This window comes from Pseudomonas entomophila L48, assembly GCF_000026105.1.
In the GTDB taxonomy this organism is placed as follows: Bacteria; Pseudomonadota; Gammaproteobacteria; order Pseudomonadales; family Pseudomonadaceae; genus Aquipseudomonas; species Aquipseudomonas entomophila.
In genome coordinates this window covers 3884039-3910894 of sequence record NC_008027.1, presented here as the reverse complement: position 1 = coordinate 3910894, position 26856 = coordinate 3884039, and the positions used below count along the sequence as shown (strand labels likewise).

Annotated in this window: 24 protein-coding genes and 1 pseudogene; 18 read left to right on the top strand and 7 right to left on the bottom strand. The window is 66.0% G+C overall.

Translation table 11 applies throughout. The features are described from left to right. Together PSEEN_RS27350 and PSEEN_RS27345 are read left to right on the top strand one after the other, a co-directional pair. A pseudogene (locus tag PSEEN_RS27350) lies at positions 1 to 768 on the top strand (MCP four helix bundle domain-containing protein); the annotation flags it as partial. Further along, a complete protein-coding gene (locus tag PSEEN_RS27345) occupies positions 763 to 1626 on the top strand; it encodes a methyl-accepting chemotaxis protein (protein WP_420806627.1) in 864 nt (287 codons plus the stop codon). The pseudogene PSEEN_RS27350 and the gene PSEEN_RS27345, both read left to right, overlap by 6 nt. Positions 1627 to 1790: 164 nt before the next feature. Here the strand turns inward: PSEEN_RS27345 and fabB are convergent, their stop codons facing one another. The 5 genes from fabB to PSEEN_RS16730 all read right to left on the bottom strand — a co-directional run bounded on the left by fabB (position 1791) and on the right by PSEEN_RS16730 (position 8672). Next, complete coding sequence (gene fabB, locus PSEEN_RS16750) at positions 1791 to 3008, bottom strand: beta-ketoacyl-ACP synthase I (RefSeq protein ID WP_011534737.1); 1218 nt, start codon at positions 3006 to 3008, stop codon at positions 1791 to 1793. Between the two features lie 11 nt (positions 3009 to 3019). Further along, positions 3020 to 3535 carry a 3-hydroxyacyl-[acyl-carrier-protein] dehydratase FabA gene (gene fabA / locus PSEEN_RS16745; protein WP_011534736.1) on the bottom strand — a complete coding sequence of 172 codons (516 nt, stop codon included), beginning with the start codon at positions 3533 to 3535 and terminating at the stop codon, positions 3020 to 3022. A gap of 207 nt (positions 3536 to 3742) precedes the next feature. Then, complete coding sequence (locus PSEEN_RS16740; protein WP_011534735.1) at positions 3743 to 5671, bottom strand: response regulator; 1929 nt, start codon at positions 5669 to 5671, stop codon at positions 3743 to 3745. Next, positions 5668 to 6558: an ABC transporter substrate-binding protein gene (locus PSEEN_RS16735; RefSeq protein ID WP_011534734.1), complete on the bottom strand. Its 891-nt coding sequence runs from the start codon at positions 6556 to 6558 to the stop codon at positions 5668 to 5670. Before PSEEN_RS16735 ends, PSEEN_RS16740 begins: the two co-directional genes overlap by 4 nt. After that, positions 6558 to 8672, bottom strand: coding sequence for a TonB-dependent receptor plug domain-containing protein (locus PSEEN_RS16730; RefSeq protein ID WP_011534733.1), 2115 nt, complete (start codon positions 8670 to 8672; stop codon positions 6558 to 6560). The genes PSEEN_RS16735 and PSEEN_RS16730 overlap by 1 nt, the downstream gene beginning before the upstream one ends. Positions 8673 to 8945: 273 nt before the next feature. Between PSEEN_RS16730 and PSEEN_RS16725 the strand changes: the two genes are divergently transcribed. From PSEEN_RS16725 to PSEEN_RS16660, 14 genes are all read left to right on the top strand, one after another. Beyond that, positions 8946 to 9971: an NAD(P)H-dependent glycerol-3-phosphate dehydrogenase gene (locus PSEEN_RS16725; protein ID WP_011534732.1), complete on the top strand. Its 1026-nt coding sequence runs from the start codon at positions 8946 to 8948 to the stop codon at positions 9969 to 9971. 11 nt (positions 9972 to 9982) lie between these two features. Continuing rightward, a complete protein-coding gene (locus tag PSEEN_RS16720) occupies positions 9983 to 10330 on the top strand; it encodes a DUF4389 domain-containing protein (RefSeq protein ID WP_011534731.1) in 348 nt (115 codons plus the stop codon). Next, entirely contained in the window at positions 10327 to 10785 is a 459-nt protein-coding gene (gene sixA, locus PSEEN_RS16715; RefSeq protein ID WP_011534730.1) for a phosphohistidine phosphatase SixA, read from the top strand. The genes PSEEN_RS16720 and sixA overlap by 4 nt, the downstream gene beginning before the upstream one ends. Before the next feature lie 98 nt (positions 10786 to 10883). Beyond that, positions 10884 to 11267, top strand: a complete 384-nt coding sequence (locus tag PSEEN_RS16710) for a hypothetical protein (protein WP_011534729.1) — start codon at positions 10884 to 10886, stop codon at positions 11265 to 11267. 99 nt (positions 11268 to 11366) lie between these two features. Further along, a complete protein-coding gene (locus tag PSEEN_RS16705; RefSeq protein ID WP_011534728.1) occupies positions 11367 to 12158 on the top strand; it encodes an alpha/beta fold hydrolase in 792 nt (263 codons plus the stop codon). Then, complete coding sequence (locus PSEEN_RS16700; RefSeq protein WP_011534727.1) at positions 12155 to 13009, top strand: alpha/beta fold hydrolase; 855 nt, start codon at positions 12155 to 12157, stop codon at positions 13007 to 13009. The genes PSEEN_RS16705 and PSEEN_RS16700 overlap by 4 nt, the downstream gene beginning before the upstream one ends. A gap of 102 nt (positions 13010 to 13111) precedes the next feature. Continuing rightward, entirely contained in the window at positions 13112 to 13906 is a 795-nt protein-coding gene (locus PSEEN_RS16695; RefSeq protein WP_011534726.1) for a DUF4892 domain-containing protein, read from the top strand. Positions 13907 to 13916: 10 nt separating this feature from the next. After that, on the top strand, positions 13917 to 14969 hold the full coding sequence (locus tag PSEEN_RS16690; protein WP_011534725.1) for an AI-2E family transporter: 1053 nt from the start codon (positions 13917 to 13919) through the stop codon (positions 14967 to 14969). A gap of 207 nt (positions 14970 to 15176) precedes the next feature. Then, the gene (gene kdpF, locus PSEEN_RS16685; RefSeq protein ID WP_011534724.1) at positions 15177 to 15266 is read left to right on the top strand and encodes a K(+)-transporting ATPase subunit F; all 90 of its coding nucleotides are present in this window, start codon (positions 15177 to 15179) and stop codon (positions 15264 to 15266) included. Positions 15267 to 15275: 9 nt separating this feature from the next. Continuing rightward, complete coding sequence (gene kdpA, locus PSEEN_RS16680) at positions 15276 to 16970, top strand: potassium-transporting ATPase subunit KdpA (RefSeq protein ID WP_011534723.1); 1695 nt, start codon at positions 15276 to 15278, stop codon at positions 16968 to 16970. 10 nt (positions 16971 to 16980) lie between these two features. Continuing rightward, the gene (gene kdpB, locus PSEEN_RS16675) at positions 16981 to 19035 is read left to right on the top strand and encodes a potassium-transporting ATPase subunit KdpB (protein WP_011534722.1); all 2055 of its coding nucleotides are present in this window, start codon (positions 16981 to 16983) and stop codon (positions 19033 to 19035) included. Positions 19036 to 19047: 12 nt separating this feature from the next. After that, a complete protein-coding gene (gene kdpC / locus PSEEN_RS16670) occupies positions 19048 to 19611 on the top strand; it encodes a potassium-transporting ATPase subunit KdpC (RefSeq protein WP_011534721.1) in 564 nt (187 codons plus the stop codon). Positions 19612 to 19729: 118 nt separating this feature from the next. Then, positions 19730 to 22384 carry a sensor histidine kinase gene (locus PSEEN_RS16665; RefSeq protein ID WP_011534720.1) on the top strand — a complete coding sequence of 885 codons (2655 nt, stop codon included), beginning with the start codon at positions 19730 to 19732 and terminating at the stop codon, positions 22382 to 22384. After that, positions 22381 to 23076, top strand: a complete 696-nt coding sequence (locus tag PSEEN_RS16660; protein ID WP_011534719.1) for a response regulator — start codon at positions 22381 to 22383, stop codon at positions 23074 to 23076. Before PSEEN_RS16665 ends, PSEEN_RS16660 begins: the two co-directional genes overlap by 4 nt. A gap of 85 nt (positions 23077 to 23161) precedes the next feature. Here PSEEN_RS16660 and lysA read toward each other — a convergent pair whose 3' ends face one another. After that, a complete protein-coding gene (gene lysA / locus PSEEN_RS16655; protein WP_011534718.1) occupies positions 23162 to 24391 on the bottom strand; it encodes a diaminopimelate decarboxylase in 1230 nt (409 codons plus the stop codon). Positions 24392 to 24598: 207 nt separating this feature from the next. Here lysA and PSEEN_RS16650 point away from each other — a divergent pair, with 207 nt between their 5' ends. Continuing rightward, positions 24599 to 25513 (top strand): LysR family transcriptional regulator, encoded by a 915-nt coding sequence (locus PSEEN_RS16650; RefSeq protein WP_011534717.1) that lies wholly within the window; start codon positions 24599 to 24601, stop codon positions 25511 to 25513. A 79-nt stretch (positions 25514 to 25592) separates the two neighbouring features. After that, a complete protein-coding gene (locus PSEEN_RS16645) occupies positions 25593 to 25931 on the top strand; it encodes a hypothetical protein (RefSeq protein WP_011534716.1) in 339 nt (112 codons plus the stop codon). Positions 25932 to 25934: 3 nt separating this feature from the next. Here the strand turns inward: PSEEN_RS16645 and cynR are convergent, their stop codons facing one another. Then, complete coding sequence (gene cynR, locus PSEEN_RS16640; RefSeq protein WP_011534715.1) at positions 25935 to 26825, bottom strand: transcriptional regulator CynR; 891 nt, start codon at positions 26823 to 26825, stop codon at positions 25935 to 25937. Between the last annotated feature and the right edge of the window lie 31 nt (positions 26826 to 26856).

The window sequence follows — 26856 nt, the reverse complement described above, 5'->3', positions numbered from 1 at the left end:
ATGAGCCTCAGACGCTTGAATATCGCCCCGCGCGCTGGCCTGGGCTTCGGCATCATGGCGCTGCTGGTGGTGGCGCTGGGCGGCTTCGCGCTGCAGCAGATGACCAGCATGCGCCAGCAGTCCGAGCAGGTTGATAACAACTGGCTGCCGAGCGTGATCTCGGTGGGCCGCATGACCCAGGACATGCTGCGCATTCGCGCCTTGACCCTGCGGCTGCTGGTCAACACCGACCCGGCTGCCCAGCAGCAGAACCGTGCTCGCATCGACGAGATCAAGGGAGGGCTGAGCAAGGCCCAGAGTCACTACGACGCCTTGATCGTGCTGCCTGAGGAGCGAACCTTGTTCGACCGCTACCAAGTCCTCGAGCGTCAATACATGACCTTGCAGGGGCAGGTCGTGCAGTTGGCCACCGATGGGCATGTCCAGGCGGCGGCGGCGCTGGTCAACGGCGAGATGAACCAGCTGGCCGACCAGATGACGGCCACGCTCAACGAGTTGATCGAGCTGAACAACCACCAGGCCAACTCCGCCACCGACCTGGCCGAGGCCGTGTACAACGGCGCGAAGGTGTGGGTCGGCGTGCTGCTGGTGATCGCCCTGAGCCTCACCGTGGTGCTCGCCCTGGCCTTGACCCGCAGCATCGTACGACCGCTCGGGCAGTCGCTGGAGGTCGCCGAGACGGTCGCCACGGGTGACCTCACGCCGCAGATCACCGTGCAGGGCGACGATGAGCCCGCGCGCCTGCTGGCGGCGCTCAAGAGCATGCAGCAGAGCCTGCGTAGCACCATCGGGCAGATTTCCGATTCCGCCAGCCAGCTGGCCTCGGCGTCCGAGGAGCTCAGCGCGGTGACCGAAGACGCTACGCGTGGCTTGCAACAGCAGAGCCAGGAGATCGAGCAGGCAGCGACCGCCGTCAACCAGATGACCGCTGCGGTAGAGGAGGTGGCCAGCAATGCCGTGGCCACGTCGGAGGCGTCCCAGGCGTCCGACCGAATCGCCCGGGAGGGGCGCCAGCAAGTACAGGCCACGGTGACCGCCATCGAGACGCTGGCCAGTGGCGTGGCGGACAATGCCGAGGAGGTCGGCCGGCTGGCCCAGCAAGTGCATGACATCAGCAAGGTGCTGGATGTGATCGGCTCGATCGCCGAGCAGACCAACCTGCTGGCACTCAATGCGGCCATCGAGGCGGCCAGGGCCGGGGAGGCTGGGCGCGGGTTCGCCGTGGTCGCCGACGAGGTGCGGGCGCTGGCGCATCGCACGCAGACGTCCACCCAGGAAATCGAACAGATGATCGTCGCCATTCGCGGTGGCGCCGAGCGCGCGGTACAGGGGATGCAGCAGAGCGATGCCCAGGCCCGCTCGACGCTCGATGGCGCCCATGCGGCAGGTGCGGCGCTGGAGGCGATCGCCGGCGCCATCGGCCAGATCAACGAGCGCAACCTGGTGATTGCCAGCGCGTCGGAGCAGCAGGCCCAAGTGGCACGAGAGGTGGACCGCAACCTGACCACCATCCGTGACCTGGCGCACCAGTCGTCGGCGGGGGCCGAGGAGACTTCGGCAGCCAGCCAGGCACTGTCGCGGCTGGCAGTGGACCTCAATACCCTGGTGCAGCGGTTCTCGGTCTGAAGGCGGCGCGCTCCTTGTAGGAGCCGGCTTTGCCGGCGAACACCGACGTAGTCGGTGCCATGCATTGTGGCGTCTGATTCGCCGGCAACGCCGGCTCCTACAAGGGGGCAAGAAACAAGAAGCCCCGGCCAAGGCCGGGGCTTCTTGTTCAGCGCATCAAACGATCACTTGCCTTCCCAGCGCTTGAGCACCAGGGTGGCGTTGGTGCCGCCGAAGCCGAAGCTGTTGCTCATCACGGTGGTGAGCTTGGCGTCTTCGGTCTTGCGTACGATCGGCAGGTCCGCCACTTCCGGGTCCAGCTCGTCGATGTTGGCGGAGCCGGCGATGAAGTTGTTCTCCATCATCAGCAGGCAGTAGATTGCCTCGTGCACGCCCGCGGCGCCCAGCGAGTGGCCCGAGAGGCTCTTGGTCGAGCTGATCTTCGGTGCCTTGGCGCCGAACACTTCACGCACGCCCTTCATTTCGGCGACGTCGCCGACTGGAGTGGAGGTGCCGTGGGTGTTCAGGTAGTCGATCGGGGTGTCGACAGTGGACAGCGCCTGCTGCATGCAGCGGATCGCGCCTTCGCCGCTTGGGGCGACCATGTCGTAGCCGTCGGAGGTTGCGCCGTAGCCGACGATCTCGGCGTAGATCTTGGCGCCACGGGCCAGAGCGTGCTCCAGCTCCTCGACCACCACCATACCGCCACCGCCGGCGATGACGAAGCCATCACGGTCGGCGTCGTAGGCGCGCGAGGCCAGCTCGGGAGTTTCGTTGCGCTTGGTCGACAGGGCGCCCATGGCATCGAACAGGAACGACTGGCTCCAGTGCTCTTCTTCACCGCCACCGGCGAAGACGATGTCCTGCTTGCCCCACTGGATCTGCTCCAGGGCGGTGCCGATGCAGTGTGCGGAAGTGGCGCAGGCCGACGAGATCGAGTAGTTGATGCCCTTGATCTTGAACGGGGTGGCCAGGCACGCCGACACGGTGCTGCCCATGGTGCGGGTGACGCGGTATGGGCCGACTCGCTTGACGCCTTTTTCGCGCAGGGTGTCCAGGGCTTCCATCTGGTTCAGCGTGGAGGCGCCACCGGAACCGGCGACCAGGCCGGTGCGCGGGTTGGAGATCTGCTCTTCGGTCAGGCCGGCGTCCTTGATCGCGTCCTGCATGGCCAGGTACGCGTAGGCGGCGGCGTGGCCGACGAAGCGATAGACCTTGCGGTCGATCAGCTCTTCCAGATTCAGGTCGATGGAACCGGAAACCTGGCTACGCAGCCCCATTTCCTTGTATTCCGGGTTGTAACGGATACCCGGACGGCTGTTGCGCAGGTTTTCGGTGACGGTAGCTTTGTCATTGCCCAGGCACGATACGATGCCCAGACCAGTGATCACGACGCGGCGCATGCGAATAACCCTTAGAAATTGTCAGTGGAGGTGAACACGCCGACCCGCAGGCCTTCGGCGGTGTAGATCTCGCGACCGTCGACGCTGACCGAACCATCGGCGATGGCCATGTTCAGCTTGCCCTTCAGGACGCGCTTGATGTGAATGTTGTAGGTGACTTTCTTGGCGGAGGGTAGTACCTGGCCGAAGAATTTCACTTCGCCCGAACCCAGCGCCCGGCCACGACCCGGCAGGCCTTGCCAGCCGAGGAAGAAGCCAACCAGCTGCCACATGGCATCCAGGCCCAGGCAGCCCGGCATCACCGGATCGCCTTCGAAGTGGCAGGCGAAGAACCACAGGTCCGGATTGATATCCAGCTCGGCGACCAATTCACCTTTGCCGAACTTGCCGCCTTCCTCGCTGATGTGCGTGATGCGATCGACCATCAGCATGTTCGGGGCGGGCAGTTGCGCGTTACCGGGGCCGAACAGCTCACCGCGACTGCAGCGCAGCAGGTCTTCCCGGGTAAAGGCGTTTTGTTTGGTCATGCGAGCTCCTCAATAACCCCCTGTGGCAGGGGATGAATCTTCCCGGCCGGCCCGAAGCGCTTAGCATTCTGGGGCGGCAGCCTACAGGTAGACTATTGCGTTGTGGTGAAAGTCACAGCGCACCTGGCAAAAAGAGTACAGGTGTGCACTGAAATGTTATTTTCAGGCCCAGCGGCGGTCCTGTCCAGTCCCTAAGACTGCCGCACTTTAGCATTTATCGCCAGTCGCGGCTGTCTGACCGGGCAACCAGCGGCGCAGGATGCGCTGCAGGTCGGTGCGTTTGAACGGCTTGCTCAGGTAATCGTTCATGCCGGCCGCCAGGCAACGTTCGCGGTCGCCCTGTTGGGCGCTGGCGGTCAGGGCGATGATCGGCAGGTCGGCGTGTTGCGGTAACAGGCGGATGCGCCGGGTCGCCTCGTAGCCATCCACGTGCGGCAGGCGGCAATCCATCAGCACTGCGACAAAACGTTGCTGGCCTACCTGCTCGACCGCCTGGGCGCCATCGATGGCCAGGCTGACCTCGTAGCCCAGGCTGCGCAACATGGCTTCGATGACGCTCTGATTGACCGGATTGTCCTCCACCAGCAGGATCCGTCCACCTTCAGTGCCGCAGGGGGCATCCAGCACCGTGCCGGGCAACAGGCTGGCCGGCGCGGCGGCCAGCGCCAATGGCATTTCCAGGGTGAAGGTTGAGCCAAGCCCTTCGCGGCTTTCGCCACGCAACTGGCCGCCCATGCGCTCGGCCAGGGTGCGGGCGATCGACAGGCCCAGGCCGGTGCCGCCGTAGCGCCGCGAGATCGAACTGTCGGCTTGCTGGAAGGCGACGAACATCATTTCCAGGCGATTGCTGTCGATGCCGATGCCGGTGTCGCGCACGGTGCAGGTGAACCACAGGAGCTGGCGGTCGAGCACCTGCCAGCGTGCCTCCACCGCCACTTCGCCACGCTCCGTGAACTTCAGGGCATTGCCTACCAGGTTCAGCAGGATCTGGCGGATTCGCGTCGGGTCGCCCACCACCTGCAGGTGGTCGATGCCTGCGGGCAATTGCAGGTGCAGGTCCAGGCCGCGTTGTTGGGCGGTGTGCTGGAACGACTGGACGCTGCTGCTGATCAGCTCGCCCAGGTTGAAGTCGATATGTTCGAGCTCCAGCGTGGTGCGCTCGATCCGCGAGAAGTCGAGGATGTCGTTGATCACCTTGAGCAGGTGCCCGGTGGACTCGCTGGCCACCGCGGTGTATTCGGTCTGCTCGCTGGTAAGCTGGGTGGTCTCGAGCAGTTGCAGCATGCCCAGCACGCCGTTCATGGGCGTGCGCAGCTCATGGCTCATCATGGCCAGGAAGTCCGACTTGGCGCGGTTGGCTTGTTCGGCTTCCTCGCGGGCCTGGATCAACTGGCCCATGGCTTGTTGCTGCTCGTGGGCGGCTTGGTCCAGGGCGCTGGCCAGGTTGTTGATGTGCCGCGCCAGGTGGCCCAGTTCGCTGTCGTCGACCACCGGCAGTGGCGCATTGAAGTCGCCCTGCTGGATTGCCCGCACCGCGTGGCCCATGTCGCTGATCGGCTTTGACAGGCTCATGGCCAGGCGCCGCGCCAGCAAGAAGGTGAACAACAGCGCGAACAGCGCCAGGATGGCAGCCTTGATCACGATTTCCTGCTGGCGTTGACTGAAGGCGTCGTCGGACATGCCGACGATCACCCGCCCCAGATAATCGTCGCCGATGGTCGGTGGCGGTGCCTTGCCGAGCAGGAAGTCATTGTCCAGGCGGATCTGCTGCAGGCGGATGGGTGCCTGGAACACCTCCACCCGTTGCGCGCGGTTGAGGCTTTCGTCCGGCTGCTCCACGTACACCAGGATGTGATTGCGGCTGTCCTGCACTTCGAGGAAGCGCACATGGGGGATGCTCAGGGTGGCGCGCATCAGGCTGTCGAGCACTTCGTTGTTGCCCGAGATCACGCCATATTCGGAGGCAGGGGCCAGCTGGTTGGCGATCAGTTGCCCGGTGTGGTTGAGCTCCTGGCGCAAGTCCTGGATGCGCACGAAGGTAAAGAAGCTGATCAGCAGCAAGGTGAGCAGCAGGGCAGGGCCCAGGCTGATGATCTGGGTGCGGGTATGAATGTCCCAGCTCAGGCGTTTGCTCATGGCGTGGTTTCTCCTTCGGCCACGGCCAGGGCAGCGGCGTCCGGGTCGATCGCTTCCAGGCCAAGGGCGCGGGCGACCTGCTGGTTGCCGCTGACGCCGAAGTGGGTGGGATAGAGGCTACGCGGCCAGCGGGCCGGCGGTTGGTCGAGCAGCTGCCCGAGCACAGTCAACCAGTCATCCTGGTCACTGAAGGTGCTGGCCAGGGCGCCGGCGCGCACGAAGCCCACATTTGGGCCGATCAAGGCCATCTGCCGTGCATAGCTGCTGAGCAGCACGTTCTTCGCGGATTTTGAATTGTACAGTTCAGGGTCGTCGAGCCCGAGCAGGACATCGCTGTTGCCCAGCAGGTGCTGCAGCGGACGGCTGTCGCGCAGGTCGGGCCAGTCCTGGGCGACGATCTCCAACCCTTGCGCCGTGGCGGCCTGGCGCAGTTCATCGAGCAGGAAGCGGCTGTGTTCACCGTACAGCACACCGATCCGCCGTGCTTGCGGCAACAGGTAGCGGGCCAGGCGCAGTTGCCGCGAGAGCGGCGGATCGCTCCATAGCAGGCTGAGAAAAGCCGGGCGTGAGGCTCCCAGGCGTTGTTCGGCCTGAACCCGGCTGACCCGCAGGGCCAGCGCAGGCGGCCCGGCGCTTTCGCCCAGGCGCCACTCCAGTGCCGGGCCATCAAGCAGGATCAACCGGGTGTCGCCCCTCAGTTGGCCAGGACGTGGCATCTGCGCCACGGTCTGGAAGCGTACCTGGTCCTGCGGCCGGCGTTTTTCCAGGGCCGCGGCGAAGCTGCGGATGCCGGGCTGATCTTCCGCGCCCACCAGCAGGATCTCGCTGGCGGACAGCGATCCCAGTGGCAGCAGGCAGAGCAGCAGCAAGCGCAGCAGGCCGATCATCAGAACTCCAGCTCCGCGCTGACGCTCAGGCGGTGGCGGCTGTCGTAGCGGTTCTGCTCCAGCGTGACCGGCTCGTCATCCAGGCGCTGTTGCCAAAGGGCGGCCAGCTCCAGGTTGCTGCCCTGGACCTTGAAGCGCTTGGCCAGGCGCAGGTCGACACGCTCATAGCGGTACTGGTTGAGCGCGTCGTCCCCGTAATAGAACAGCGCGCTGGACCAACCCCGCCCCCATTCGCGCAGCCAGCCGGCCGAACCGCTGTTGCGTGCGCTCAGGCGCCGGTCGTTGGGGTTGCTGGCCCAGGCATCGACGTAGGCGTAGGTGACGCGCAGGCGGTCGCGCTGGGTGGCGCGCCAGTCGAACTGCGCCTCGCTGCCGGTGAAGCGTGCCTTGTTGGCGTTGCTGGCGATGAACTGGTTGTTCTTCAACGGTTCGCTGATCATCCCGGTGATCTCGTCGTAGAACAGCTTTACGTCCATGCTCAGGTCGAGGTCGGTGAAGTAGCCGTTGTAGCCCAGTTCGCGCGAGCGCATGCGCTCCTGGTCGAGGTTGCCGGGGCCGCGGGTCTTGACGAAGTATTCGCCGTTCTGCAGGCCGTAGCGGTTGGGCGTGAGGTTCTTGACCGTGTAGCTCCAGTTGACGTTGTTCTCGAACATGTCCGGCGAGCGGATCGCCTCGGAGTACACCGCGCGCAAACCGTGGCGGGGGGTGATCAGGTAGTTCACCGCGACCCGTGGGGTGAGCGAGTTGCCCGACAGTTGCGAGTGCTCGTACATCGCCCCACCCTGGAGGATCCAGTGTTCGTCGGCACGCCATTCGAGCTGGCCGAACAGGCGCCAGGTCTGGTCATCGAGGCTGCCGTTGAAATAGGTCTGCGAGTCGGCGCGGTCGTAGCGGTAGTTCAGGCCGCTGACCAGGCGCAGGCTGTCGGTCAGGCTCAGGGTGTCCTGGATCTCCAGGTCGTAGCGGGTTTCGCGGGTGCTCTGGTCGACGTCGCCGCAGATGGTGTTGCGACCGCCGTTGGACCACTGGTCCCGTACCTGGCCCATCAGCGTGGCGAGCGTCGGGTCGCTGGTGGTGGGCAGGTTGCCGGTGTACAGGTTGCGCGCGACCTTTTCCGTGAAGTTAGGGTCCAGTCGCCACATCTGGGTCAGCTCCGGGCTGAAGGCGATGGCGGCATCGCAGGCCCCCCACACCTGTTGGCGGTCGAAGTGCTGGGCCGAGCCTTGGATGTACAGGCTGTGCTCTGGGTCAAAGTCAATGTTCCAGCGCACCGAGCCGGCATAGTCCTTGGCGTTGACGTCGGCATTGTCGCCGGCCCGGTAGTTGCCGAACACAGGTTGATACGTATACGGCCGCTGGTTGCTGCCTTCCTTCGCCGCCAGTTGCCAATCCAGCGTCTGGTTCGGTGCCAGGCTGTGCACGGCATTGATGTTGATGCGGTTGGCCCGGCGGCTGTCGCGGTAGTCGCGGCCGAACTGGTCTTCGTCGAAGCCGTCGTCCTGCTGGCCCGACAGCGACAAGCGCAGGTCGCCACTGTCCCAGCCAAAGCCCTGGCTGGTGTAGTAATCGTTGATCCCGTCCTGGCCGCGCGTCATCTTCACCCGGGTGCCATGGCTGTCGGCGGGGTTGCGGGTGAGGATGTTGACCACCGCCATCAGTGCGTTGGCGCCGTAGCTGACGGTGTTGGGGCCACGGAACACTTCGATGCGCTCGATGTCCTCCATGGCCACGGGAATGTCGCTCCAGTCCACCGTGGCCAGGCCCGCGCGGTACACCGAGCGGCCGTCGATCAGCACCTGCATGCGCCGGGCGTCGCTGACGTTGCTGCCGTGGTAGTTGACCGTCGGCTGGTTGCCGGCGCCGTAGCCGATCATCATGCCGGGCACCAGGCGCAGCAGCTCGGGGATATCACGGGCGCCGCTGGCGCGGATCAGCTCGTTGTCGAGCACGGTCATGCTGCCGGGCACCGCGGCCGGGGATTGCTTGAGGCGCGTGGCGGTCAGAACCTGGGGCAGGTCCTGGTTGTCGATGAACAGATCGTCGGCCATGGCCGGGCCGCCAAGCAGGGCGGTCAGCAGCAACAGGCGCGGATAAGGGGGCGTGCCAGGGAACACGAAACGGCCTTGTTTCAGAGATTAATCAGGCATGTTAACCGACCGTGAGGCTTTTGCCAGCGATCGGCGGCTGGCGAATTGCCGCATCGCGGATGCCTGGGCCTCACTGCAAACCTGTAGGAGCCAGCTTTGCTGGCGATGCCCGGCAAAGCCGGGCCAGCTTCCATATTGAAGGCAGTTGCGCCCACGCCTTGCGATGCGACACTGGTTCTGTCGCATGTGCCCCGTATAATGCGCAGGTCGCCATTTACTTTATTGGTTAACGGATTGGATATGACTGAACAGCAACCTGTTGCAGTTCTTGGAGGCGGCAGCTTTGGCACCGCCGTGGCGAACCTGCTGGCGGAAAACGGCCATCCGGTACGCCAGTGGATGCGCGACCCGGCCCAGGCCGAGTCGATGCGCGTCAATCGCGAGAATCCGCGTTATCTCAAGGGCATTCGCCTGCATGACGGCGTGCAGCCGGTCAACGACCTGCTTGCCACGCTGCAGGGCAGCGAGCTGATCTTCGTCGCCTTGCCCTCCAGCGCCTTGCGCAGCGTGCTGGCGCCCCACGCCGAGCTGCTGCGCGGCAAGGGCCTGGTCAGCCTCACGAAAGGCATCGAAGCGCACACCTTCAAGCTGATGAGCCAGATCCTCGAAGAGATCGCGCCTGAGGCGCGTATCGGTGTGCTGTCGGGCCCCAACCTGGCACGCGAGATCGCCGAGCATGCGCTGACTGCCACCGTGGTGGCCAGCGAGGACGAAGCACTGTGCAGGCAGGTGCAGGAAGTGCTGCATGGCCGCACGTTCCGTGTCTATGCCAGCACTGATCGCTTTGGTGTCGAGCTGGGCGGCGCGCTGAAGAACGTCTACGCCATCATCGCCGGCATGGCCGTGGCGCTGGGGATGGGCGAGAACACCAAAAGCATGCTGATCACCCGTGCCCTGGCGGAGATGACCCGTTTCGCCGTGAGCCAGGGCGCCAACCCCATGACCTTCCTGGGCCTGGCCGGCGTCGGTGACCTGATCGTCACCTGTTCCTCGCCCAAGAGCCGCAACTACCAGGTCGGCCATGCCCTGGGTCAGGGGCTGACGCTCGAAGAGGCGGTGAGTCGCCTGGGCGAGGTGGCCGAAGGCGTCAACACGCTGAAGGTGCTCAAGGCCAAGGCCCAGGAAGTGCAGGTTTACATGCCGTTGGTGGCGGGCCTGCATGCGATCCTGTTCGAAGGCCGCACGCTCAACCAGGTGATCGAACACCTGATGCGTGCCGAACCCAAGACCGACGTCGATTTCATTTCCACCAGTGGTTTCAATTGAAGGAGCGACCTATGAACGATACCCCGGAGCGCGCCCAGCGCGAGTCGATCATCCTGCGGGTGCTGTGGATGCTGGTGTTCCTGGTGGTCTGGCAACTGGCTGAGTTGCTGCTTGGTGGCCTGGTGCTGGTCCAGCTGGTCTACCGGCTGATCTACGGCGCCCCCAGCGCCAGCCTGATGAACTTCGGCGACAGCCTCAGCCAGTACCTGGCGCAGATCGGCCGTTTCGGCAGCTTCCACACCGACAGCAAGCCCTGGCCGTTCGCCGACTGGCCGGCGCCACGCGCCCCTGAAGGCGAAACGCCCCATGCCGTGGCCCCGGCACCGCACCCAGTGCGTGACGAGGAGCCCAAGCTGTGAAGCTCTGGGTGCTGCGCCATGGCGAGGCCGAACCGCGCGCCAATTCCGACGCCGAGCGGCGCCTGACCGCCCATGGTCGCGAGCAGGTGCTGCGCAGCGCCGCCCGGCTGCTGGGGCAGCCGCTGCAGGCGATCATCGCCAGCCCCTATGTGCGGGCGCAGCAGACCGCGGCGCTGGTGCACGAAGCCCTTGGCTTCGCCGAGCCGGTGCGCACCGTGCCATGGCTCACCCCGGACAGCGATGCGCGGCAGGTGATCGGTGAAATCGAACGGTTGGGGCTGGAGCATGTCTTGCTCGTCAGCCACCAGCCGTTGGTGGGCACGTTGGTGGGGTTGCTCGAGCACGGTCACGGCCAGCAACCCGCCCCCATGAGCACGGCCAGCCTGGCCGAGCTGGACGGGGATTGGCCGCTGGCAGGGCTGATGACCTTGCGTGCCTTGCACGCTCCAAGCTGATGCAGGCAACTGGCATTTTTGCCAGTTGTCGCACGTGCTGCCTGCTTGCTAGCGTCTTCGCCAGGATGTGAATGTGCGGCAGGACCCGGGAGCGTGGGATGAACAGCCGAAGATTGGAGCTGGTGTGCTCGGTTGATCTACGACCCACACTGGAGAAGGTGCAGCGTGACAGCGTGCTGGACTTTGCCGAGTACAGCCTGTTGCGCGAGTCGGCGGATGCCAAGCTCTATCAATTGATGGGCAAGGTGCGTAAACGACAGGGCACTGGTCAGTCCTCGGCATTCGAGGGTGAGGAAGACCTGCGCCGCCTGCAGGATGCCAGCATTCGCATGGCGCATCTGTTGCAAAGCAGCTGCCTGGCCCTGCGCAGGCTGGGCCTGGATCATCAGGACAAGCACCTGGCACGTGACGCCCTGGAGCAGCAACTGGCCTATATTCAAGCCTGCCTGCGCCGCTCGATGCAGAGCTTAGGCGAGTTCTGAATGACCTGATCGCCCTTGGTGATGACCTTTCCGGACGTTGCCGCCATCCGCCACCTTGTCGACAATGGGCCAACCTTTCCCCGTGCAGAGCAGGCGGCCATGTCGCAGCAGATCTTCTTCGCCCACGCCAATGGCTTCCCGTCGGCCACCTACGGCAAGCTGTTCACCGCGCTGGCACCGGACTACGAGGTCCGGCACCTGGCACAGCATGCCCACGACCCGCGCTTTCCGGTGAACGAGAACTGGCAGAGCCTGGTCGATGAACTGCTGCATCACCTCGAACAACAGGATGCTCCCGTCTGGGGTGTCGGCCATTCGCTGGGCGGGGTGCTGCACTTGCATGCGGCGCTGCGCCGTCCCGAATACTACCGAGGGGTGGTGATGCTCGATTCGCCTGTGCTGACCCGGGTGGACGAATGGCTGATCCAGGCGGCCAAGCGTTTGGGCTTCATTGACCGCATCACCCCGGCCGGGCGTACCCTGGGCCGACGCGAGGCGTTTCCTGACCGCGACAGCGCTCGCCAGTACTTCTCGGGCAAGACCCTGTTCCGCCATTTCGACCCTGAATGCCTCGAGGCGTATCTCGAGCACGGCCTGGTGAGCACGGACGAGGGGCTGCGTCTGCGCTTCGATCCCGCCACCGAAATCAGCATCTACCGCAGCATCCCCCACATCAGCCCGGCGCCCCCCCGTCAGTTGCAGGTGCCACTGGCCATGGTGCGTGGCGCCCAGAGCCGGGTGATCCGCAAGCACCATGGTTTGGCGGTGCGCGGCATGGCCAAGGGCGAGTACCACAGCCTGCCGGGTGGGCACATGTTCCCGTTGGAGCGACCCGGGGATACGGCGAGCCTGATCAAGGGACTGTTCGACCGCTGGAGCCAGCAGCCATGAGCGCTCAGGTCGAGGAGATCCGCCTGGCGCTTGGTCATATCGAACTGGCCGCGCACCTGTTCGGGCCGGCCGATGGCCTGCCGGTGATCGCCCTGCATGGCTGGTTGGACAACGCCAACAGCTTCGCCCGCCTGGCGCCGCAACTGGAAGGGTTGCGCATCGTCGCCCTGGACCTGGCCGGGCACGGTTACTCGGAGCATCGCCCGGTGGGTGCCGGCTACGCCCTGGCCGACTACGCCCATGACGTGCTGAGGGTCGCCGAACAGCTGGGCTGGCAGCGTTTCGGCCTGCTCGGCCACTCGCTGGGTGCGATCATCTCGGTGCAGCTGGCCGGGGCGCTGCCCGAGCGCATCAGCCATCTGGCCCTGATCGATGGTGTCATCCCACCCACCATCGCCGAGCAGGACGCCGCCGAGCGTCTGGGGATGGCTTTGCAGGCGCAGTTGCGCCTTGAGGGCAAGCGCAAGACGGTGTACACGACCCTGGAAGAGGGCGTCGAGGCGCGCATGAAAGGCATGGTCGCGGTCAGCCGCGAGGCCGCCGAGCTCCTGGCCCAGCGCGGCCTGATGCCGGTGCCCGGCGGCTACAGCTGGCGCAGTGACAGCCGCCTGACGCTGCCGTCGCCCACACGTTTGAACCAGGCCCAGGCCATGGCCTTCGTCCAGCGCGTCGCCTGCCCGGCCTGCCTGGTGGTCGCGGGCGACGGCATGCTGGCGCGCCACACGGAAATGCTGGAACAGCTACCCTTCGAGCAGGTGACCCTGCCAGGCGGGCATCATCTGCACTTGAACGACGCCCAGGGCGCGACCCTTGTCGCAGACTGTTTCAATCGCTTCTTTGGCATTCCTTGACTTGCACCGGGCAAGTGTCGAGGCTTGGCGGGTTGAAAGGGAGACAACCATGTACTTGCCAGACATTCACGCGCTTTGCCCCGGCCTCTGCGAGGGCGGTCGATGAGCGCACCTGTTTTCATTCGCGGCGCCATTGCCGTCTGCCTCGCCACCGTCAGCCCGCTGCTGTTTGCGGGTAACCTGCCTGTCCCCGTCGACGCCAAAGTGGTCGACCAGCGCCCGGCTGTGGAGCAGGAGCGTGTCTATCCGCTGGGCCCGCTGCGCAAGATCAGCGGCCGCCTGCGGGTCGACGACAAGGTCGAGAGCCGCGGCCAGGTCAGCTCGGTCACCTATGAACTGCCGGTCGAGCGCACGGCACGCGAAGCTTTCACCAGCGCTCGCGAGGCACTGCAGCACGACGGCGGCTACCCGTTGTTCTGGTGCCAGGGCCGTGATTGCGGTGAAGCCAGCCTGTGGGCCAACGACGTGTTCGCCAATGCCCGGCTCAACGGTGGTGACGAGCAGCAGGCGTTCATCCTGCTGCGCCGCTCCGCCGAAGAAGCCGATACGCTGGTGGCGCTGTACAGCGTGACCCGTGGCAACCGCCGCGCCTACCTGCATGTCGAGGAGTTCGTCGCCGCCAGCCCGCTGGGCGAGCTGCTGCCCACTCCAGCCACGGTGCTGCGTGAACTGCGCGACACCGGCAAACTCGACTACCCTGACCTGGCCAAGCCCCAGGCTACCTGGGCCGCCCTGCTGGCCCGCAGCCTCAACCTCGACAGCACGCTACGCGCCAGCCTCAGTGGCAGCGGCGCCGAGGCCTGGCGCGAGCAACTGGTCCAGGCCGGTGTGCGCAGCGCCCGGCTGGAAGTCGGCGATGCGCCAACCGAAGGCTTGCACCTGGAACTGATCCGTTGAGTGAGCGCCCATGGCCAACAATGACCGCCTGCTGATCCAGATCCTGCTGCTTGCGCTGCTTGGCGCGGCGCTTTGGGTGATGGCCCCGTTCATCTCGGCATTGCTGTGGGGCGCGATTCTCGCCTTCGCCAGCTGGCCGTTGATGCGCCTGCTCACCCGCTTGCTCGGTGGGCGCGAGACACTGGCCGCGAGCCTGCTGACCACGGTGTGGATACTGTTGGTCGCGTTGCCGCTGGTGTGGCTGGGGTTCAACCTGGCCGATCATATCCGCGATGCCACCGCCTTCGTGCGTGATGTGCAGGTTGACGGCCTGCCTGACGCGCCAGCGTGGGTCGGTAGCATCCCCTTCGTCGGCGGGCGCCTGGTCAGTTGGTGGGAGTCCCTCGACCAGCAGGGCGCGGCCTTGCTGGCTTCCGCCAAGCCGTATCTCGGCCAGGTGGGCAACTGGCTGCTGGCGCGCAGCGCGCAGATCGGCAGTGGGGTGCTGGAGCTCACGCTCAGCCTGGTGTTCGTGTTCTTCTTCTATCGCGACGGCCCGCGCCTGGCGGCCTTTGTGCACCGGCTGTTGCACCGGCTGGTGGGTGAGCGCGCCGAATACTACGTCGACCTGGTCGCTGGCACCGTGCAGCGGGTGGTCAACGGCGTGATCGGCACCGCCGCGGCGCAAGCGTTGCTGGCGCTGATCGGCTTCCTGATCGCTGGCGTGCCGGGAGCCATCGTGCTTGGCCTTGTGACCTTCATGCTCAGCCTGATCCCAATGGGGCCGCCGCTGGCCTGGATTCCGGCCACGGCTTGGCTGGTGTCGAAGGGCGACTATGGCATGGCGGTGTTCCTCGGCATCTGGGGTACTTTCGTCATCAGTGGCGTGGACAACGTGCTCAAGCCATACCTGATCAGCCGTGGCGGCAACCTGCCGCTGGTGATCGTGCTGCTGGGGGTATTCGGCGGCCTGATCGCATTCGGCTTCATCGGGTTGTTCATCGGGCCGACCTTGCTGGCGGTGGGTTACAGCCTGCTGCTTGATTGGAGCCGCAATTCCGCGCAGCACACACCGCAGCGCTGAGGCCCTGTTCGCCAGCAAGCTGGCTCCTACAGCGATCACCCCGTAGGAGCCGGCTTGCCGGCGAACAGGCCGGTACAGGCACCGCAAGACCTGATCTTTACGCATTCTTTATGTCCCGCCCCCACCCCTGGTCTCGCCCCTTTACGCCCCTCCCTCGGACAATTTCCCCAAAGCGGCCCTCACGCCGCAATCAGGGGAGATTCACTCATGTACATGCTCGACGGGCTGTCACTGCTTCTGGCGGTGGCGTTGGCGGTTTACCTGCTGGTGGCGCTGCTGCGCGCCGATCGCGGCTAAGGGGCGACCATGCACAGTTACGATTACCTGCTGCTGCTGGCGTTCTTCGCCATCGTGCTGCTGCCAGCGCCCTGGCTCGGGCGCTTCTACTACAAGGTGATGGAAGGCCAGCGCACCTGGCTGTCGCCGATCCTCGGCCCTGTGGAGCGGGGCTGCTATCGCCTGTCTGGCGTCAACGCCGACCAGGAGCAGAACTGGAAGCAGTACACCCTGGCCCTGCTGGCCTTCAACCTGGCCGGCTTCCTGCTGCTGTTCGCCGTGCTGCTGCTGCAAGGCTCGCTGCCGCTCAACCCGCAGCATCTGCCAGGCCAGGAGTGGTCGCTGGCGTTCAACACCGCGGTCAGCTTCATGACCAACACCAACTGGCAGTCCTACAGTGGTGAAGCCTCGGTCAGCTACCTGACCCAGATGATCGGCCTGACCGTGCAGAACTTCGTCAGCGCCGCCACCGGCCTTGCCGTGCTGGTTGCCCTGAGCCGCGGCATCGCCCGTCGCTCGGCCGGCACCCTGGGCAACTTCTGGGTCGACCTGACCCGCGCCACCCTCTACGGCCTGCTGCCGCTGTGCCTGGTGCTGGCGCTGCTGCTGGTGTGGCAGGGCGTGCCACAGACCTTCGCCGACTACGTCCACGCCGTGACTCTGCAAGGCACCGACCAGACCATCCCGCTCGGCCCGGCCGCCAGCCAGATCGCCATCAAGCAGTTGGGCACCAACGGTGGCGGCTTCTTCGGCGTCAACTCGGCGCACCCATTCGAGAACCCCACCGCCTGGAGCAACCTGTTCGAGGTGGCCTCGATCATCCTGATCCCGGTGGCCCTGGTGTTCACCTTCGGCCACTACGTGAAGGACCTGCGCCAGAGCCGCGCGATCATCGCCTGCATGCTGGCGCTGTTCCTGATCGGCGGCAGTACCGCGCTGTGGTCGGAACACCAGCCCAACCCGGCCCTGGAAAGCGCCCAGGTGCGGCAGAGCGCACCGCTGGAAGGCAAGGAGAGCCGTTTCGGCACCACCGGTTCCGTGCTGTGGACGGTGACTACCACCTCGGCTTCCAACGGGTCGGTCAACGCCATGCACGACAGCCTCAACCCGCTGACCGGCATGGTGGCGATGGTCAACATGATGCTGGGTGAGGTGATCTTCGGCGGTGTCGGCGCAGGCCTCTACGGCATGCTGCTGTTCGTGCTGATCGCCGTGTTCCTGGCCGGCCTGATGATTGGCCGCACCCCGGAATACCTGGGCAAGAAGCTCCAGGCCCGTGAAGTGCAGTTGCTGGTGGCCACCCTGCTGGTGATGCCGGTGGGCGTGCTGATCCTGGGGGCCATCGCCGCCAGCCTGCCTGGGCCGGCCGGTGCAGTGAGCAACCCTGGCGCCCATGGCTTCAGCCAGCTGTTGTACGCCTACACCTCCGGCACCGCCAACAACGGTTCGGCCTTCGCCGGCTTCGGCGCCAACACCACGTTCCACAACGTGATGATCGGCCTGGCCATGCTCATCGGCCGCTTCGGCTACATCTTGCCGGTGCTGGCCCTGGCCGGCAGCCTGGCGGCGAAGAAGAGCGCGCCGCAAGGCCTCAACAGCTTCCCCACCCACGGCCCGCTGTTCACCACGCTGCTGCTGTTGACCATCCTGCTGGTCGGTGGCCTGACCTTCCTGCCGACCCTGGCCCTCGGGCCGATCGCCGAACACCTGAGCCTGGGTTTCTGAGGAATACACAATGAACATGCCCATTCCTGAAGTGAAGGCGCGCCAGAGCGCCAAGGACCAGACCCGCTTCGCCGCCCTGTGGCGCCCGGCGCTGGTCCAGGCTTTCGTCAAGCTCGACCCGCGCCAGCTCAAGCGCGCCCCGGTGATGCTGGTGGTGGCTCTCACCGCCGTGCTGACCACCGTGCTGTGCTTCGCCCCCGGCAGCGGCGTGAGCACTAGCGTGGCGGTGCAGATCGCCGTCTGGCTGTGGTTCACCGTGCTGTTCGCCAACTTCGCCGAAGCCTTGGCTGAAGGTCGCGGCAAGGCCCGCGCTGACAGCCTCAAGGCCGGCAGCCAGGGCCTGACCGCCAAGCGCCGCAAGAGTGATGGCAGCTTCGAGACCGTCGCCGCCACCCAGCTGCGCAAGGATGATGTGGTGCGCGTCGTGGCCGGCGAGATGATCCCCGGTGACGGCGAGGTGCTCGAAGGTATCGCCGCGGTCAACGAGTCGGCGATCACCGGCGAGTCCGCCCCGGTGATCCGCGAGTCCGGCGGTGACCGCTCGGCGGTGACCGGCAACACTCGCCTGGTGTCCGACTGGCTGCTGGTGCGCATCACCAGCAACCCAGGCGAATCGACCCTCGACCGCATGATCGCCCTGGTCGAAGGCGCCAAGCGCCAGAAGACCCCCAACGAAATCGCCCTGGACATCCTGCTGATCGGCCTGACCCTGATCTTCCTGATCGTGGTGGTGACGTTGCAGCCGTTCGCCCGCTTCGCCGGTGGCGAGCTACCGCTGATCTTCCTCGCCGCGTTGCTGGTGACGCTGATCCCGACCACCATCGGTGGCCTGCTCTCGGCCATCGGTATCGCCGGCATGGACCGCCTGGTGCGCCTGAACGTGATTGCCCGCTCCGGCCGTGCAGTAGAGGCAGCCGGCGACGTGCACACCCTGATGCTCGACAAGACCGGCACCATCACCTTCGGCAACCGCCGTTGCAGCGCCCTGCATGCCGCCTCGGGCGTGACCGCCAAGGAGCTGGGGGAGGGCGCCTTGCTCGCCTCGCTGGCCGACGACACTGCCGAAGGCAAATCGATCGTCGAGTACCTGCGCCAACTGCACGACTTCGACGAGCCCTTGAACACGCAATATGAAGCCATCGCCTTCAGCGCCGAGACTCGCCTGTCGGGCATCGACTTCCAGCAGCGCCGCTACCGCAAGGGTGCCGTCGATGCGGTGCTGGCCTTCTGCGGCCTGCAACGCTTGGAGCTGCCCGCCGCCCTGGCCCGTGAAGTGGAGCGCATCGCCCAGAGCGGTGGCACGCCGTTGCTGGTGTGCGTCGACAAGCGTCTGCTGGGCGTGATCCACCTCAAGGACGTGGTCAAGCCCGGCATCCGCGAGCGCTTCGCCGAACTGCGCAAGCTCGGTATCCGCACCGTGATGGTTACCGGCGACAACCCGCTGACCGCCGCTGCCATCGCCGCCGAGGCCGGCGTGGACGACGTGCTCGCCGAAGCCACCCCGGAGAAGAAACTGGCACGTATCCGCCAGGAGCAGAACGACGGCCGCCTGGTGGCCATGTGCGGCGACGGCGCCAACGACGCCCCGGCCCTGGCCCAGGCCGACGTGGGCATGGCCATGAACGACGGTACCCAGGCCGCCCGCGAGGCCGCCAACATGGTCGACCTGGACAGCGACCCGACCAAGCTGCTGGACGTGGTGCAGGTGGGCAAGGAACTGCTGGTGACCCGTGGCGCGCTGACCACCTTCTCCATCGCCAACGACGTGGCCAAGTACTTCGCCATCCTGCCGGCGCTGTTCGCCGCCATCTACCCGCAGTTGGGCGTGCTCAACCTGATGCACCTGGCCAGCCCGCAGAGCGCGATCCTCTCGGCCATCGTGTTCAACGCGCTGATCATCATCGTGCTGATCCCCTTGGCCCTGCGCGGGGTGCGGGTGCAGGCCGCCAGCGCCGCCCACCTGCTGCGGCGCAACCTGCTGATCTACGGCCTGGGTGGCATCGTCGTGCCATTCGCCGGGATCAAGCTGATCGACATGCTGCTCAATGCGCTGCACCTGGTCTGAGGAGAGACTGACATGACTGCTTATGTACGCCCGGCCCTGAGCCTGATCCTGTTGATGACCGTGGTCACCGGCGCGCTGTACCCCCTGGCGGTGACCGGCATCGCCCAGGTCGCTTTCCCCAAGCAGGCCAACGGCAGCCTGGTGCGCGATGACCGAGGCGAGGTGCGGGGTTCGGCGCTGATCGCCCAGGAATTCAAGGGCGACGGCTGGTTCCAGTCGCGGCCTTCGGCCGGCGCCTATGCCACCGTGGCCAGCAGTGCGAGCAACCTGTCGCCGAGCAACCCGGCGCTGGCCGAGCGGGTCAAGACCGATGCCGCCGCGCAATATCAGGCGCAGCAGGGACCGGTGCCCCAGGCGCTGTTGACCACTTCGGGCAGCGGCTTGGACCCGCACCTGCCGCCCGAGGCCATCGCCTATCAACTGCCGCGCGTGGCGGCGGCGCGGCAGGTCTCGGAGGAGCGCTTGCAAGTGCTGGTGAATGACGCCACCCTGCGTCCACTGATCGGGCCGCCGGTGGTCAATGTTCTGGCGCTGAACCAGGCGCTTGAGCGCCTGGCACCGCTAGCTGCGCGTTGATAGTGGGATCTGTTCGCCGGCAAGCCGGCTCCTACGGGTGTTGTGCCGCCCTGGCATGTGGCCGTAGGAGCCGGCTTGCCGGCGAACAGCCGATCCTTGAACAAGCAAAGGATGAAACATGAGTGACTCCGCCCGCGCAGACGCGCTGTTGGCGGGCCTGCCCCGGGAAGGCCGCGGCAGGCTCAAGGTATTTCTCGGCGCCGCGCCCGGGGTCGGCAAGACCTTTTCCATGCTGCAAGCCGCCCACGCCCAGCAACGCCAGGGCGTGCAGGTGGTGGCTGGGGTGGTCGAGACCCACGGCCGCGCCGAAACCGAGGCCCTGCTCGGCGGCCTGACCCAGCAACCGCTGCTGCGCAGCGAATACCGCGGCGTGATGCTCGAGGAGATGGACCTCGACGGCCTGCTCAAGGCCGCGCCACCGTTGGTGCTGGTCGACGAGCTGGCCCACACCAACGCCCCTGGCAGCCGCCACGCCAAACGCTGGCAGGACGTGCAGGAACTGCTCGCCGCCGGCATCGACGTGTACACCACGGTCAACGTCCAGCACCTGGAAAGCCTCAACGACAAGGTGCGCGATATCACCGGCGTGCAGGTGCGCGAGACGCTGCCGGACTGGGTGCTGCAGGAAGCCTTCGAGCTGGTGCTGATCGACCTGCCGCCCCGCGAGCTGCTCGAGCGCCTGCGCGAGGGCAAGGTCTACGTGCCGGAGCAGGCACGGGCGGCCATCGAGGCCTATTTCTCCCAGACCAACCTCACCGCCTTGCGCGAGCTGGCCATGCAGACCGCCGCCGCCCAGGTGGACGCGGACCTGGCCAGCGGTTATCGCCAGCGCGGCCAGGAAGCCCCGGCCCTGCGCGGCCGCCTGCTGGTGGGCATCGATGGTGACGACCAGGCCGAGCGGCTGGTGCGTCACGCCAGTCGCGTTGCTCAACGCCGGCATCTGCCCTGGAGCGTGGTACACGTCGACAATGGCCGCCTGCGTGACGAGACTGCCCGCCATCGCCTGCAGGCCGCCCAGCAACTGGCCGAACGGCTTGGCGGCGAAGTGGTGCTGCTGCGCGCGGGCGAGGTGGCCCGCACGCTGATCCAGCACGCCGCCGAACGCCGCGCCAGCCTGGTGCTGGTGGGTCAGTCCCGCGATCTGCTGCGTCGGCGCTTCTTCGGTGCCGGCGTCGCTGCCCGCCTGCTGCGCGAGAGCCACGGCCTGGAAATCAACGTGCTCGACCGCGATACCCAACCACAACCTGCCAGCGCGGTGGCCAAGCGCGTGTGGGTATGGCGCCACTACCTGCTGGCGCTGCTCGCCACCGTGCTGGCCACCGGGCTGGCCTGGGCGGTATCGAGCACGCTGGCGCTGCCCAACATCTCGCTTGTGTTCCTCGCTGCCGTGCTGCTGGTGGCGGTGCGCAGCAGCCTCGGCCCGGCGCTGGCCTGCGCGGCGCTGTCGTTCCTCACCTATGACTTCCTGTTCATCCCACCGAACTTCTCCTTCGCCATTCAGCGCGAGGAAGACGTCCTCACGTTGGTGTTCTTCCTGTTGATGGCCGCGCTCACTGGCAACCTCGCCGCGCGTCAGCGTCGCCAGTTGCAGGCCCTGCGCGAAACCCAGGCGCAGACCAACCAGTTGCTTGACCTGTCGCGGCGCCTCACGGTAGCCACCGATCGCCAGGCCGTGTTCAGCGCCGCCGGCCAGCATATGGATGGTTGGCAGGACGTGCAGGTATGCCTGATGGAGCGCAGTAACGACGGCCTGCTGCAAGTCGCCAGCGGCGGCAACCATGCCTTCACCGACAACGAGCGCGCCGCTGCCGAATGGGCCTGGCAGCATGGCCAGGCCGCAGGCTTTGGCAGCGACACCTTGCCCCACGGCCGTTGGTGGTGGTGGCCGCTGGCCGTGGAAGAGCAGCCCCTGGCACTGCTCGGCATACGTCCACGCAACGGCGAACCGCTGAGCGCCCAACGCCGCCGCCTGCTCACCGCCCTGGCGCAACCCCTGGCCCAGGCCCTGGCCCGCGCCCGTCTCGGCGAGCAGTTGGAAGCCGCGCGCCTGCACGGTGAAACCGAGCAATTGCGCAGCGCTTTGCTCGCCTCGGTGTCCCACGACCTGCGCACCCCATTGACCTCCATGCGCGGCAGCATCGACAGCCTGCTGGCCCTGGGTGATGCCATTCCCCCGGACGATCGCCGCGAACTGCTCGAAGGCACCCGCAACGAAGCCGAGCGCTTGGACCGCTATATCCAGAACCTGCTGGACATGACCCGCCTGGGCCACGGCACCCTCAAGCTGGCCCGCGACTGGGTATCCCCGGCCGATATCGTCGGCAGCGCCCTCAACCGCCTGCGCGTGGTGCTGGCGCCTTTGCGCGTGCATACCGAGGTGCCGCCCGAGCTGCCGCTGCTGTTCGTGCATGCGGCGTTGATTGAGCAGGCGTTGATCAACGTACTGGAGAACGCCGCCCGCTTCTCGCCACCCCAGGGCCGCCTTGAGCTGCAGGTCTCGGTGCGCGACGAGCAACTGTGCTTCGCCGTCGCCGACGAAGGCCCCGGCATTCCCCAGGACGAGCGCGAGAAGATCTTCGACATGTTCTACACCGCCGCCCGCGGCGACCGCGGCGGGCAGGGCACCGGCCTGGGCCTGGCGATCTGCCAGGGCATGATCGGCGCCCATGGCGGGCGCATCCTGGTCGATGACGGCATCGATGGCCACGGCACCTGCATCACTCTATGCTTGCCGCTGCCCACCCAACCTGAAAACGAAAGTGAAGCCCCATGAGCCAAGCCGCCACCCTGCTGGTCATCGACGACGAGCCGCAGATTCGCAAGTTCCTGCGCATCAGCCTGGCGTCCCAGGGCTACAAGGTGATCGAGGCCGCCACCGGCGGCGAGGGCCTGACCCAGGCCGCCCTGAACAAGCCTGACCTGGTGGTGCTCGACCTCGGGTTGCCGGACATGGATGGCCAGCAGGTGCTGCGCGAGCTGCGTGAGTGGAGCGCGGTGCCGGTGATGGTGCTGTCGGTGCGTGCCAGTGAGGTGCAAAAGGTCGATGCGTTGGATGGTGGGGCCAACGACTACGTGACCAAGCCGTTCGGCATCCAGGAGTTTCTTGCCCGGGTGCGGGCACTGCTGCGCCAGGCGCCACAGGTGGGCAGCGCGACGTCGACGGCGAGCTTCGGGCCGCTGGTGGTGGATTTCGCCTTCCGCAAGGTGACGCTGGAGGGTGTCGAGGTGTCGCTGACGCGCAAGGAGTACGCGCTGCTGGCGCAGCTGGCCGGGCACCCGGGGCGGGTGATCACCCAGCAGCAACTGCTCAAGGATATCTGGGGGCCGACCCATGTGGACGACACCCACTACCTCCGCATCGTGGTGGGGCATCTGCGCCAGAAGCTGGGGGATGATCCCACGGCACCACGGTTCATCGTCACCGAGGCGGGCGTGGGGTACCGGCTGGTGGCACCCTCTGCGTAGGAGCCGGCCTTGCCGGCGAACACCGGCGTAGCCGGTGCCATCCACCGCGCTGTCCGGTTCGCCGGCAAGCCGGCTCCTACAGGCCTTACAGATTCAACTCCAGCGCCAGAAGCTCCTGCACAGTCTGCCGCCGCCGGATCATGCGCAAGCTGTCGTTCTCGATCAGAAACTCAGGCAACAGCGGCCGGCTGTTGTAGTTCGACGACATGGACGCGCCATAAGCCCCCGCATCGTGAATCACCAGCAGGTCGCCCACCTTGGCCTGGGGCAGGTCCTGAGGCGTCAGCTCCTCATCGTTCTGGGTGAATACATCCCCCGACTCGCACAGCGGCCCGGCCACCACGGTCGGTTGCAATGGTCGGCTTACAGGCCGGCCCACGGCATCGAACAGGCTCATGCGGTGATAGGCCCCATACATCGCCGGGCGCATCAGGTCGTTGAAGCCCGCATCGACCAGGATGTAGTGCTTGTCGCCCATCTGCTTGACGGCGCGCACCTCGGCCACCAAGTACCCCGACTCAGCCACCAGGTAGCGCCCCGGCTCGATCTCCATGCGCACGGAGTGGCCGAGCATGGTCTCGATCTCTGCTCGCGCCACTGCCCAGGTACGGGCGTAGCGTTGCAGGTCAACTGGCTGGTCATCGCTACGGTAAGGCGTGGACAGGCCACCACCGATGGAGAAGGCTTCGATGTCCATGCCCAGCTTGCCGATCAACCCGACCATGGCACCGGCCACCTGTTCCAGGTGCTGGTAATCCACCCCCGAGCCGATATGCATGTGCACGCCCACGAGGTGCAGGCCGAACTGTTTCACGCAGGCCAGCGCCTCGGGCAACTGCTCGTGCCAGATACCGTGCTTGCTGTTCTCGCCACCGGTGTTGGTCTTGCGGCTGTGGCCGTGGCCGAAACCGGGGTTGATGCGCAGCCATACGCGGTGCCCAGGGGAGCGCTCGCCCAGCTGGCGGAGCATGTCGATGGAGCCGGCATTCACCTCGATTTTCGTGTCGACTACCCGCGCCAGGGTCGGTTGGTCCAGCACATCGCAGGTCAGCACCACGCCGGCCGGCTCGCCATCCACCGCAGCCCCGGCCGCGAAGGCCCGCTCCATCTCACCCAGCGACACGGCATCGAGCACCAGGCCACGCTCGCGCATCAGGCGCAGGACGTGCAGGTTGGGGTTGGCCTTCTGCGCGAAACGCACCGTGTCGAAGTGTTGCAGGAGCTGGTCGATGCGCTGGTGGATGGTCTGTGCGTCGTAGGCCCACAGCGGGGAGCCGTGCTGGCGGACGGCCTGGGCCAGGAGGGGGGTGGTCATGGTGGTGTTCCTTGTAATGGATACACCGATCTTGATTGAGTTGCTCGATCCAGAAAAATAGCTATTTTTCTGATCTCAATTCATATCTGATATGCATCGCTACCCTTGTAGGAGCGGGTTTACCCGCGAACACCGGCTACGCTGGTGCCATTCCCCTGTCCCTTGCCCCACAAGTGACAGCAAGCCCCAGAGATCCTGCGTACCTTCATGAAACTCACCCTCCGCCACATCGAAGTGTTCCGCGCCATCATGGCCGCCGGCAGCGTCACCGGTGCCGCCCGCCTGCTGTTCACCTCGCAGCCCACCGTCAGCCGCGAGCTGGCGCGCATGGAGCAGGTCACCGGCCTGACCCTGTTCGAGCGCGAAGGCGGGCGCCTGGTGCCCACTGCCCAGGCCTTGCTGTTGATCGAGGAAGTCGAGCGCGCCTTCATCGGCCTGGAGCGCATCGACCGCTTCGCCCAGGCCATCCGCAATTTCGAGCAGGGTCGGCTGGCCATCACCTGCCTGCCGCTGTTCTCGCAAACCCTGTTGCCCAAGGTCTGCAAGGCGTTCCACCAGCAACATCCGGGCGTCAGCGTGAGCATCACCGCGCAGGAATCGCCGCTGCTGGAAGAGTCGCTGGTCGCCCAGCAGCACGACCTCGGCCTGACTGAAACCGGGCAGGTGCCAAGGGGCGCGGTCGGGGAACTGCTATTCAGTGCCGACATGGTCTGCGTGCTGCCTGAGCATCATTCGTTGCTGGCCAAGCCGGTGCTCGAGCTGCACGACTTCCATGAGGTCGACTTCATCAACCTGGCCAGCCTGGACAGCTACCGGCAACAGCTGGACCGCCACTTCCGCGAGGCTGGAGTAAACAGGCGCACGGTGATCGAAACCACCAGCGCCGCCTCGGTGTGTGCCATGGTTCGCCAGGGGCTGGGCGTGGCGATCATCAACCCGCTGAGTGGGCTGGAGGCCGGGCAGGGCGGGTTGCCGATTCGGCGCTTGAGCCTCTCGGTGCCGTACCAGGTGATGCTGATCCGCCCGGAACTGCGCCCGGCGTCAGCAGTGCTGGCGCCATTCTGCGAAGCGCTCAGGGTACAGGCCAGGGCCATGGCGGGGGCGTTGGCGAAGGGCTTTTGATCACGCCGGGCGGGCCGTTGGAACGATTCGAAGCGGGCCGCAGTCCACCCCTTCGACAGTGTTCAATCGAGGATTCGCCATGAGTACCCTGACGATCGAAGGTTGGTGCAAAAGTAACGGCGACCGCAGGTCCACGCCGGTGGGCGACATTCACTTCGACATCCAGGGCCCGACCCACACGGCATTGGAACAGGCCGAAGAGCGCCTGCAGCAAAGCCACGAGCCCGAGGCGATGGTGGAGGTCGACATGGACACGTTGAACCTCATCCTGCCCGAAGGCTACGGCCCGCTGTCCGACTGCCGCCTGCGCGTCTACCTGAGCAACGACGCGCGTGGCCAGTTCCACCTGGTCGGGCATCGGGCCAGCGATGGCAGCCTGATCTACACCAACGCGGTGCTGATTGCGCAATTGAGCTGAGTATCAGCGCCGATCCAGCCGTGCAGCCACCGGCTTGGCCAGCTCGATGAAGGCCTGCGCCGCCGCGGTCCGGTAGGCACCCTTGCGCTGCATGAGCACGGCCGTGCGTTGCAGGCGCAACGGGTCGAGGGCGATGGCGGCCAGGTCGTCATGGGCCAGGACGATGTTGGCCGGGAGCAGCGTCGACAGTGTTGTCCTGCGCACCACTTCGATGACCGCGCCGATGGCGTTGGCCTCCATCTTTACCCGCGGGCGGATACCGTGCTGGCGGCAGTAGCGCTCGATCTGCTCGCGGGTGGCAAATTCAGCGCTGAGCAGGATCATCGATTCATCGTTCAAAGTCTGCGGCCCGATGGCACTTGCATGGGCCAACGGGTGCTGGCTGCCGACCACCAGCGCCAGGGTTTCGACCAGCAGTGGGCAGGTGTCGATGTCCTGGGCCTGGGGCTCGTCGAAGGCGATACCGACATCCAGCGCGTCTTCCAGCAGCTGTGCCTCCATGCGTTCCTGGGCGATTTCGCGCAGGTTCAGGGTGATGTTCGGGTACCGGCTGTGAAAAGCCTCGACCAGGGGGCCGACCAGATAGCTGGTAAAGGTGGGTGTCACCGCCACCCGCAATGAGCCCCGACTGAGGTCGCCCACGTCATGGATCGCGCGCTTGGCCTCCTGCAGTTCCTGCGACGCCCTTTTCGCATAACGCAGATAGACCTCTCCGGCATCGGTCAGCCGCGTCGTGCGCCCCGAGCGATCGAACAACTGCGCCCCCAGGCTTTCCTCCAGTTGCCTGACTTGCTGCGAAAGGGCTGGCTGAGAGACATGCAGGGCTGCCGCCGCCCGGGTGAAGCTGTGGTGTTGCGCGACTGCGAGAAAGTACTGGATGTGCCGGGCGAGCATTTCACGTCCCATAAGATAATCTGATGACATG

Bases quoted from the DNA above. Each gene is read 5' to 3' on its own strand.
- PSEEN_RS27345 (WP_420806627.1), top strand. From the start codon at position 763: ATGCAGCAGAGCCTGCGTAGCACCATCGGGCAGATTTCCGATTCCGCC.
- fabB (WP_011534737.1), bottom strand. From the start codon at position 3,008: ATGCGCCGCGTCGTGATCACTGGTCTGGGCATCGTATCGTGCCTGGGC.
- fabA (WP_011534736.1), bottom strand. From the start codon at position 3,535: ATGACCAAACAAAACGCCTTTACCCGGGAAGACCTGCTGCGCTGCAGT.
- PSEEN_RS16740 (WP_011534735.1), bottom strand. From the start codon at position 5,671: ATGAGCAAACGCCTGAGCTGGGACATTCATACCCGCACCCAGATCATC.
- PSEEN_RS16735 (WP_011534734.1), bottom strand. From the start codon at position 6,558: ATGATCGGCCTGCTGCGCTTGCTGCTGCTCTGCCTGCTGCCACTGGGA.
- PSEEN_RS16725 (WP_011534732.1), top strand. From the start codon at position 8,946: ATGACTGAACAGCAACCTGTTGCAGTTCTTGGAGGCGGCAGCTTTGGC.
- PSEEN_RS16720 (WP_011534731.1), top strand. From the start codon at position 9,983: ATGAACGATACCCCGGAGCGCGCCCAGCGCGAGTCGATCATCCTGCGG.
- PSEEN_RS16710 (WP_011534729.1), top strand. From the start codon at position 10,884: ATGAACAGCCGAAGATTGGAGCTGGTGTGCTCGGTTGATCTACGACCC.
- PSEEN_RS16705 (WP_011534728.1), top strand. From the start codon at position 11,367: ATGTCGCAGCAGATCTTCTTCGCCCACGCCAATGGCTTCCCGTCGGCC.
- PSEEN_RS16700 (WP_011534727.1), top strand. From the start codon at position 12,155: ATGAGCGCTCAGGTCGAGGAGATCCGCCTGGCGCTTGGTCATATCGAA.
- PSEEN_RS16695 (WP_011534726.1), top strand. From the start codon at position 13,112: ATGAGCGCACCTGTTTTCATTCGCGGCGCCATTGCCGTCTGCCTCGCC.
- PSEEN_RS16690 (WP_011534725.1), top strand. From the start codon at position 13,917: ATGGCCAACAATGACCGCCTGCTGATCCAGATCCTGCTGCTTGCGCTG.
- kdpF (WP_011534724.1), top strand. From the start codon at position 15,177: ATGTACATGCTCGACGGGCTGTCACTGCTTCTGGCGGTGGCGTTGGCG.
- kdpA (WP_011534723.1), top strand. From the start codon at position 15,276: ATGCACAGTTACGATTACCTGCTGCTGCTGGCGTTCTTCGCCATCGTG.
- kdpB (WP_011534722.1), top strand. From the start codon at position 16,981: ATGAACATGCCCATTCCTGAAGTGAAGGCGCGCCAGAGCGCCAAGGAC.
- kdpC (WP_011534721.1), top strand. From the start codon at position 19,048: ATGACTGCTTATGTACGCCCGGCCCTGAGCCTGATCCTGTTGATGACC.
- PSEEN_RS16665 (WP_011534720.1), top strand. From the start codon at position 19,730: ATGAGTGACTCCGCCCGCGCAGACGCGCTGTTGGCGGGCCTGCCCCGG.
- PSEEN_RS16660 (WP_011534719.1), top strand. From the start codon at position 22,381: ATGAGCCAAGCCGCCACCCTGCTGGTCATCGACGACGAGCCGCAGATT.
- lysA (WP_011534718.1), bottom strand. From the start codon at position 24,391: ATGACCACCCCCCTCCTGGCCCAGGCCGTCCGCCAGCACGGCTCCCCG.
- PSEEN_RS16650 (WP_011534717.1), top strand. From the start codon at position 24,599: ATGAAACTCACCCTCCGCCACATCGAAGTGTTCCGCGCCATCATGGCC.
- PSEEN_RS16645 (WP_011534716.1), top strand. From the start codon at position 25,593: ATGAGTACCCTGACGATCGAAGGTTGGTGCAAAAGTAACGGCGACCGC.
- cynR (WP_011534715.1), bottom strand. From the start codon at position 26,825: ATGCTCGCCCGGCACATCCAGTACTTTCTCGCAGTCGCGCAACACCAC.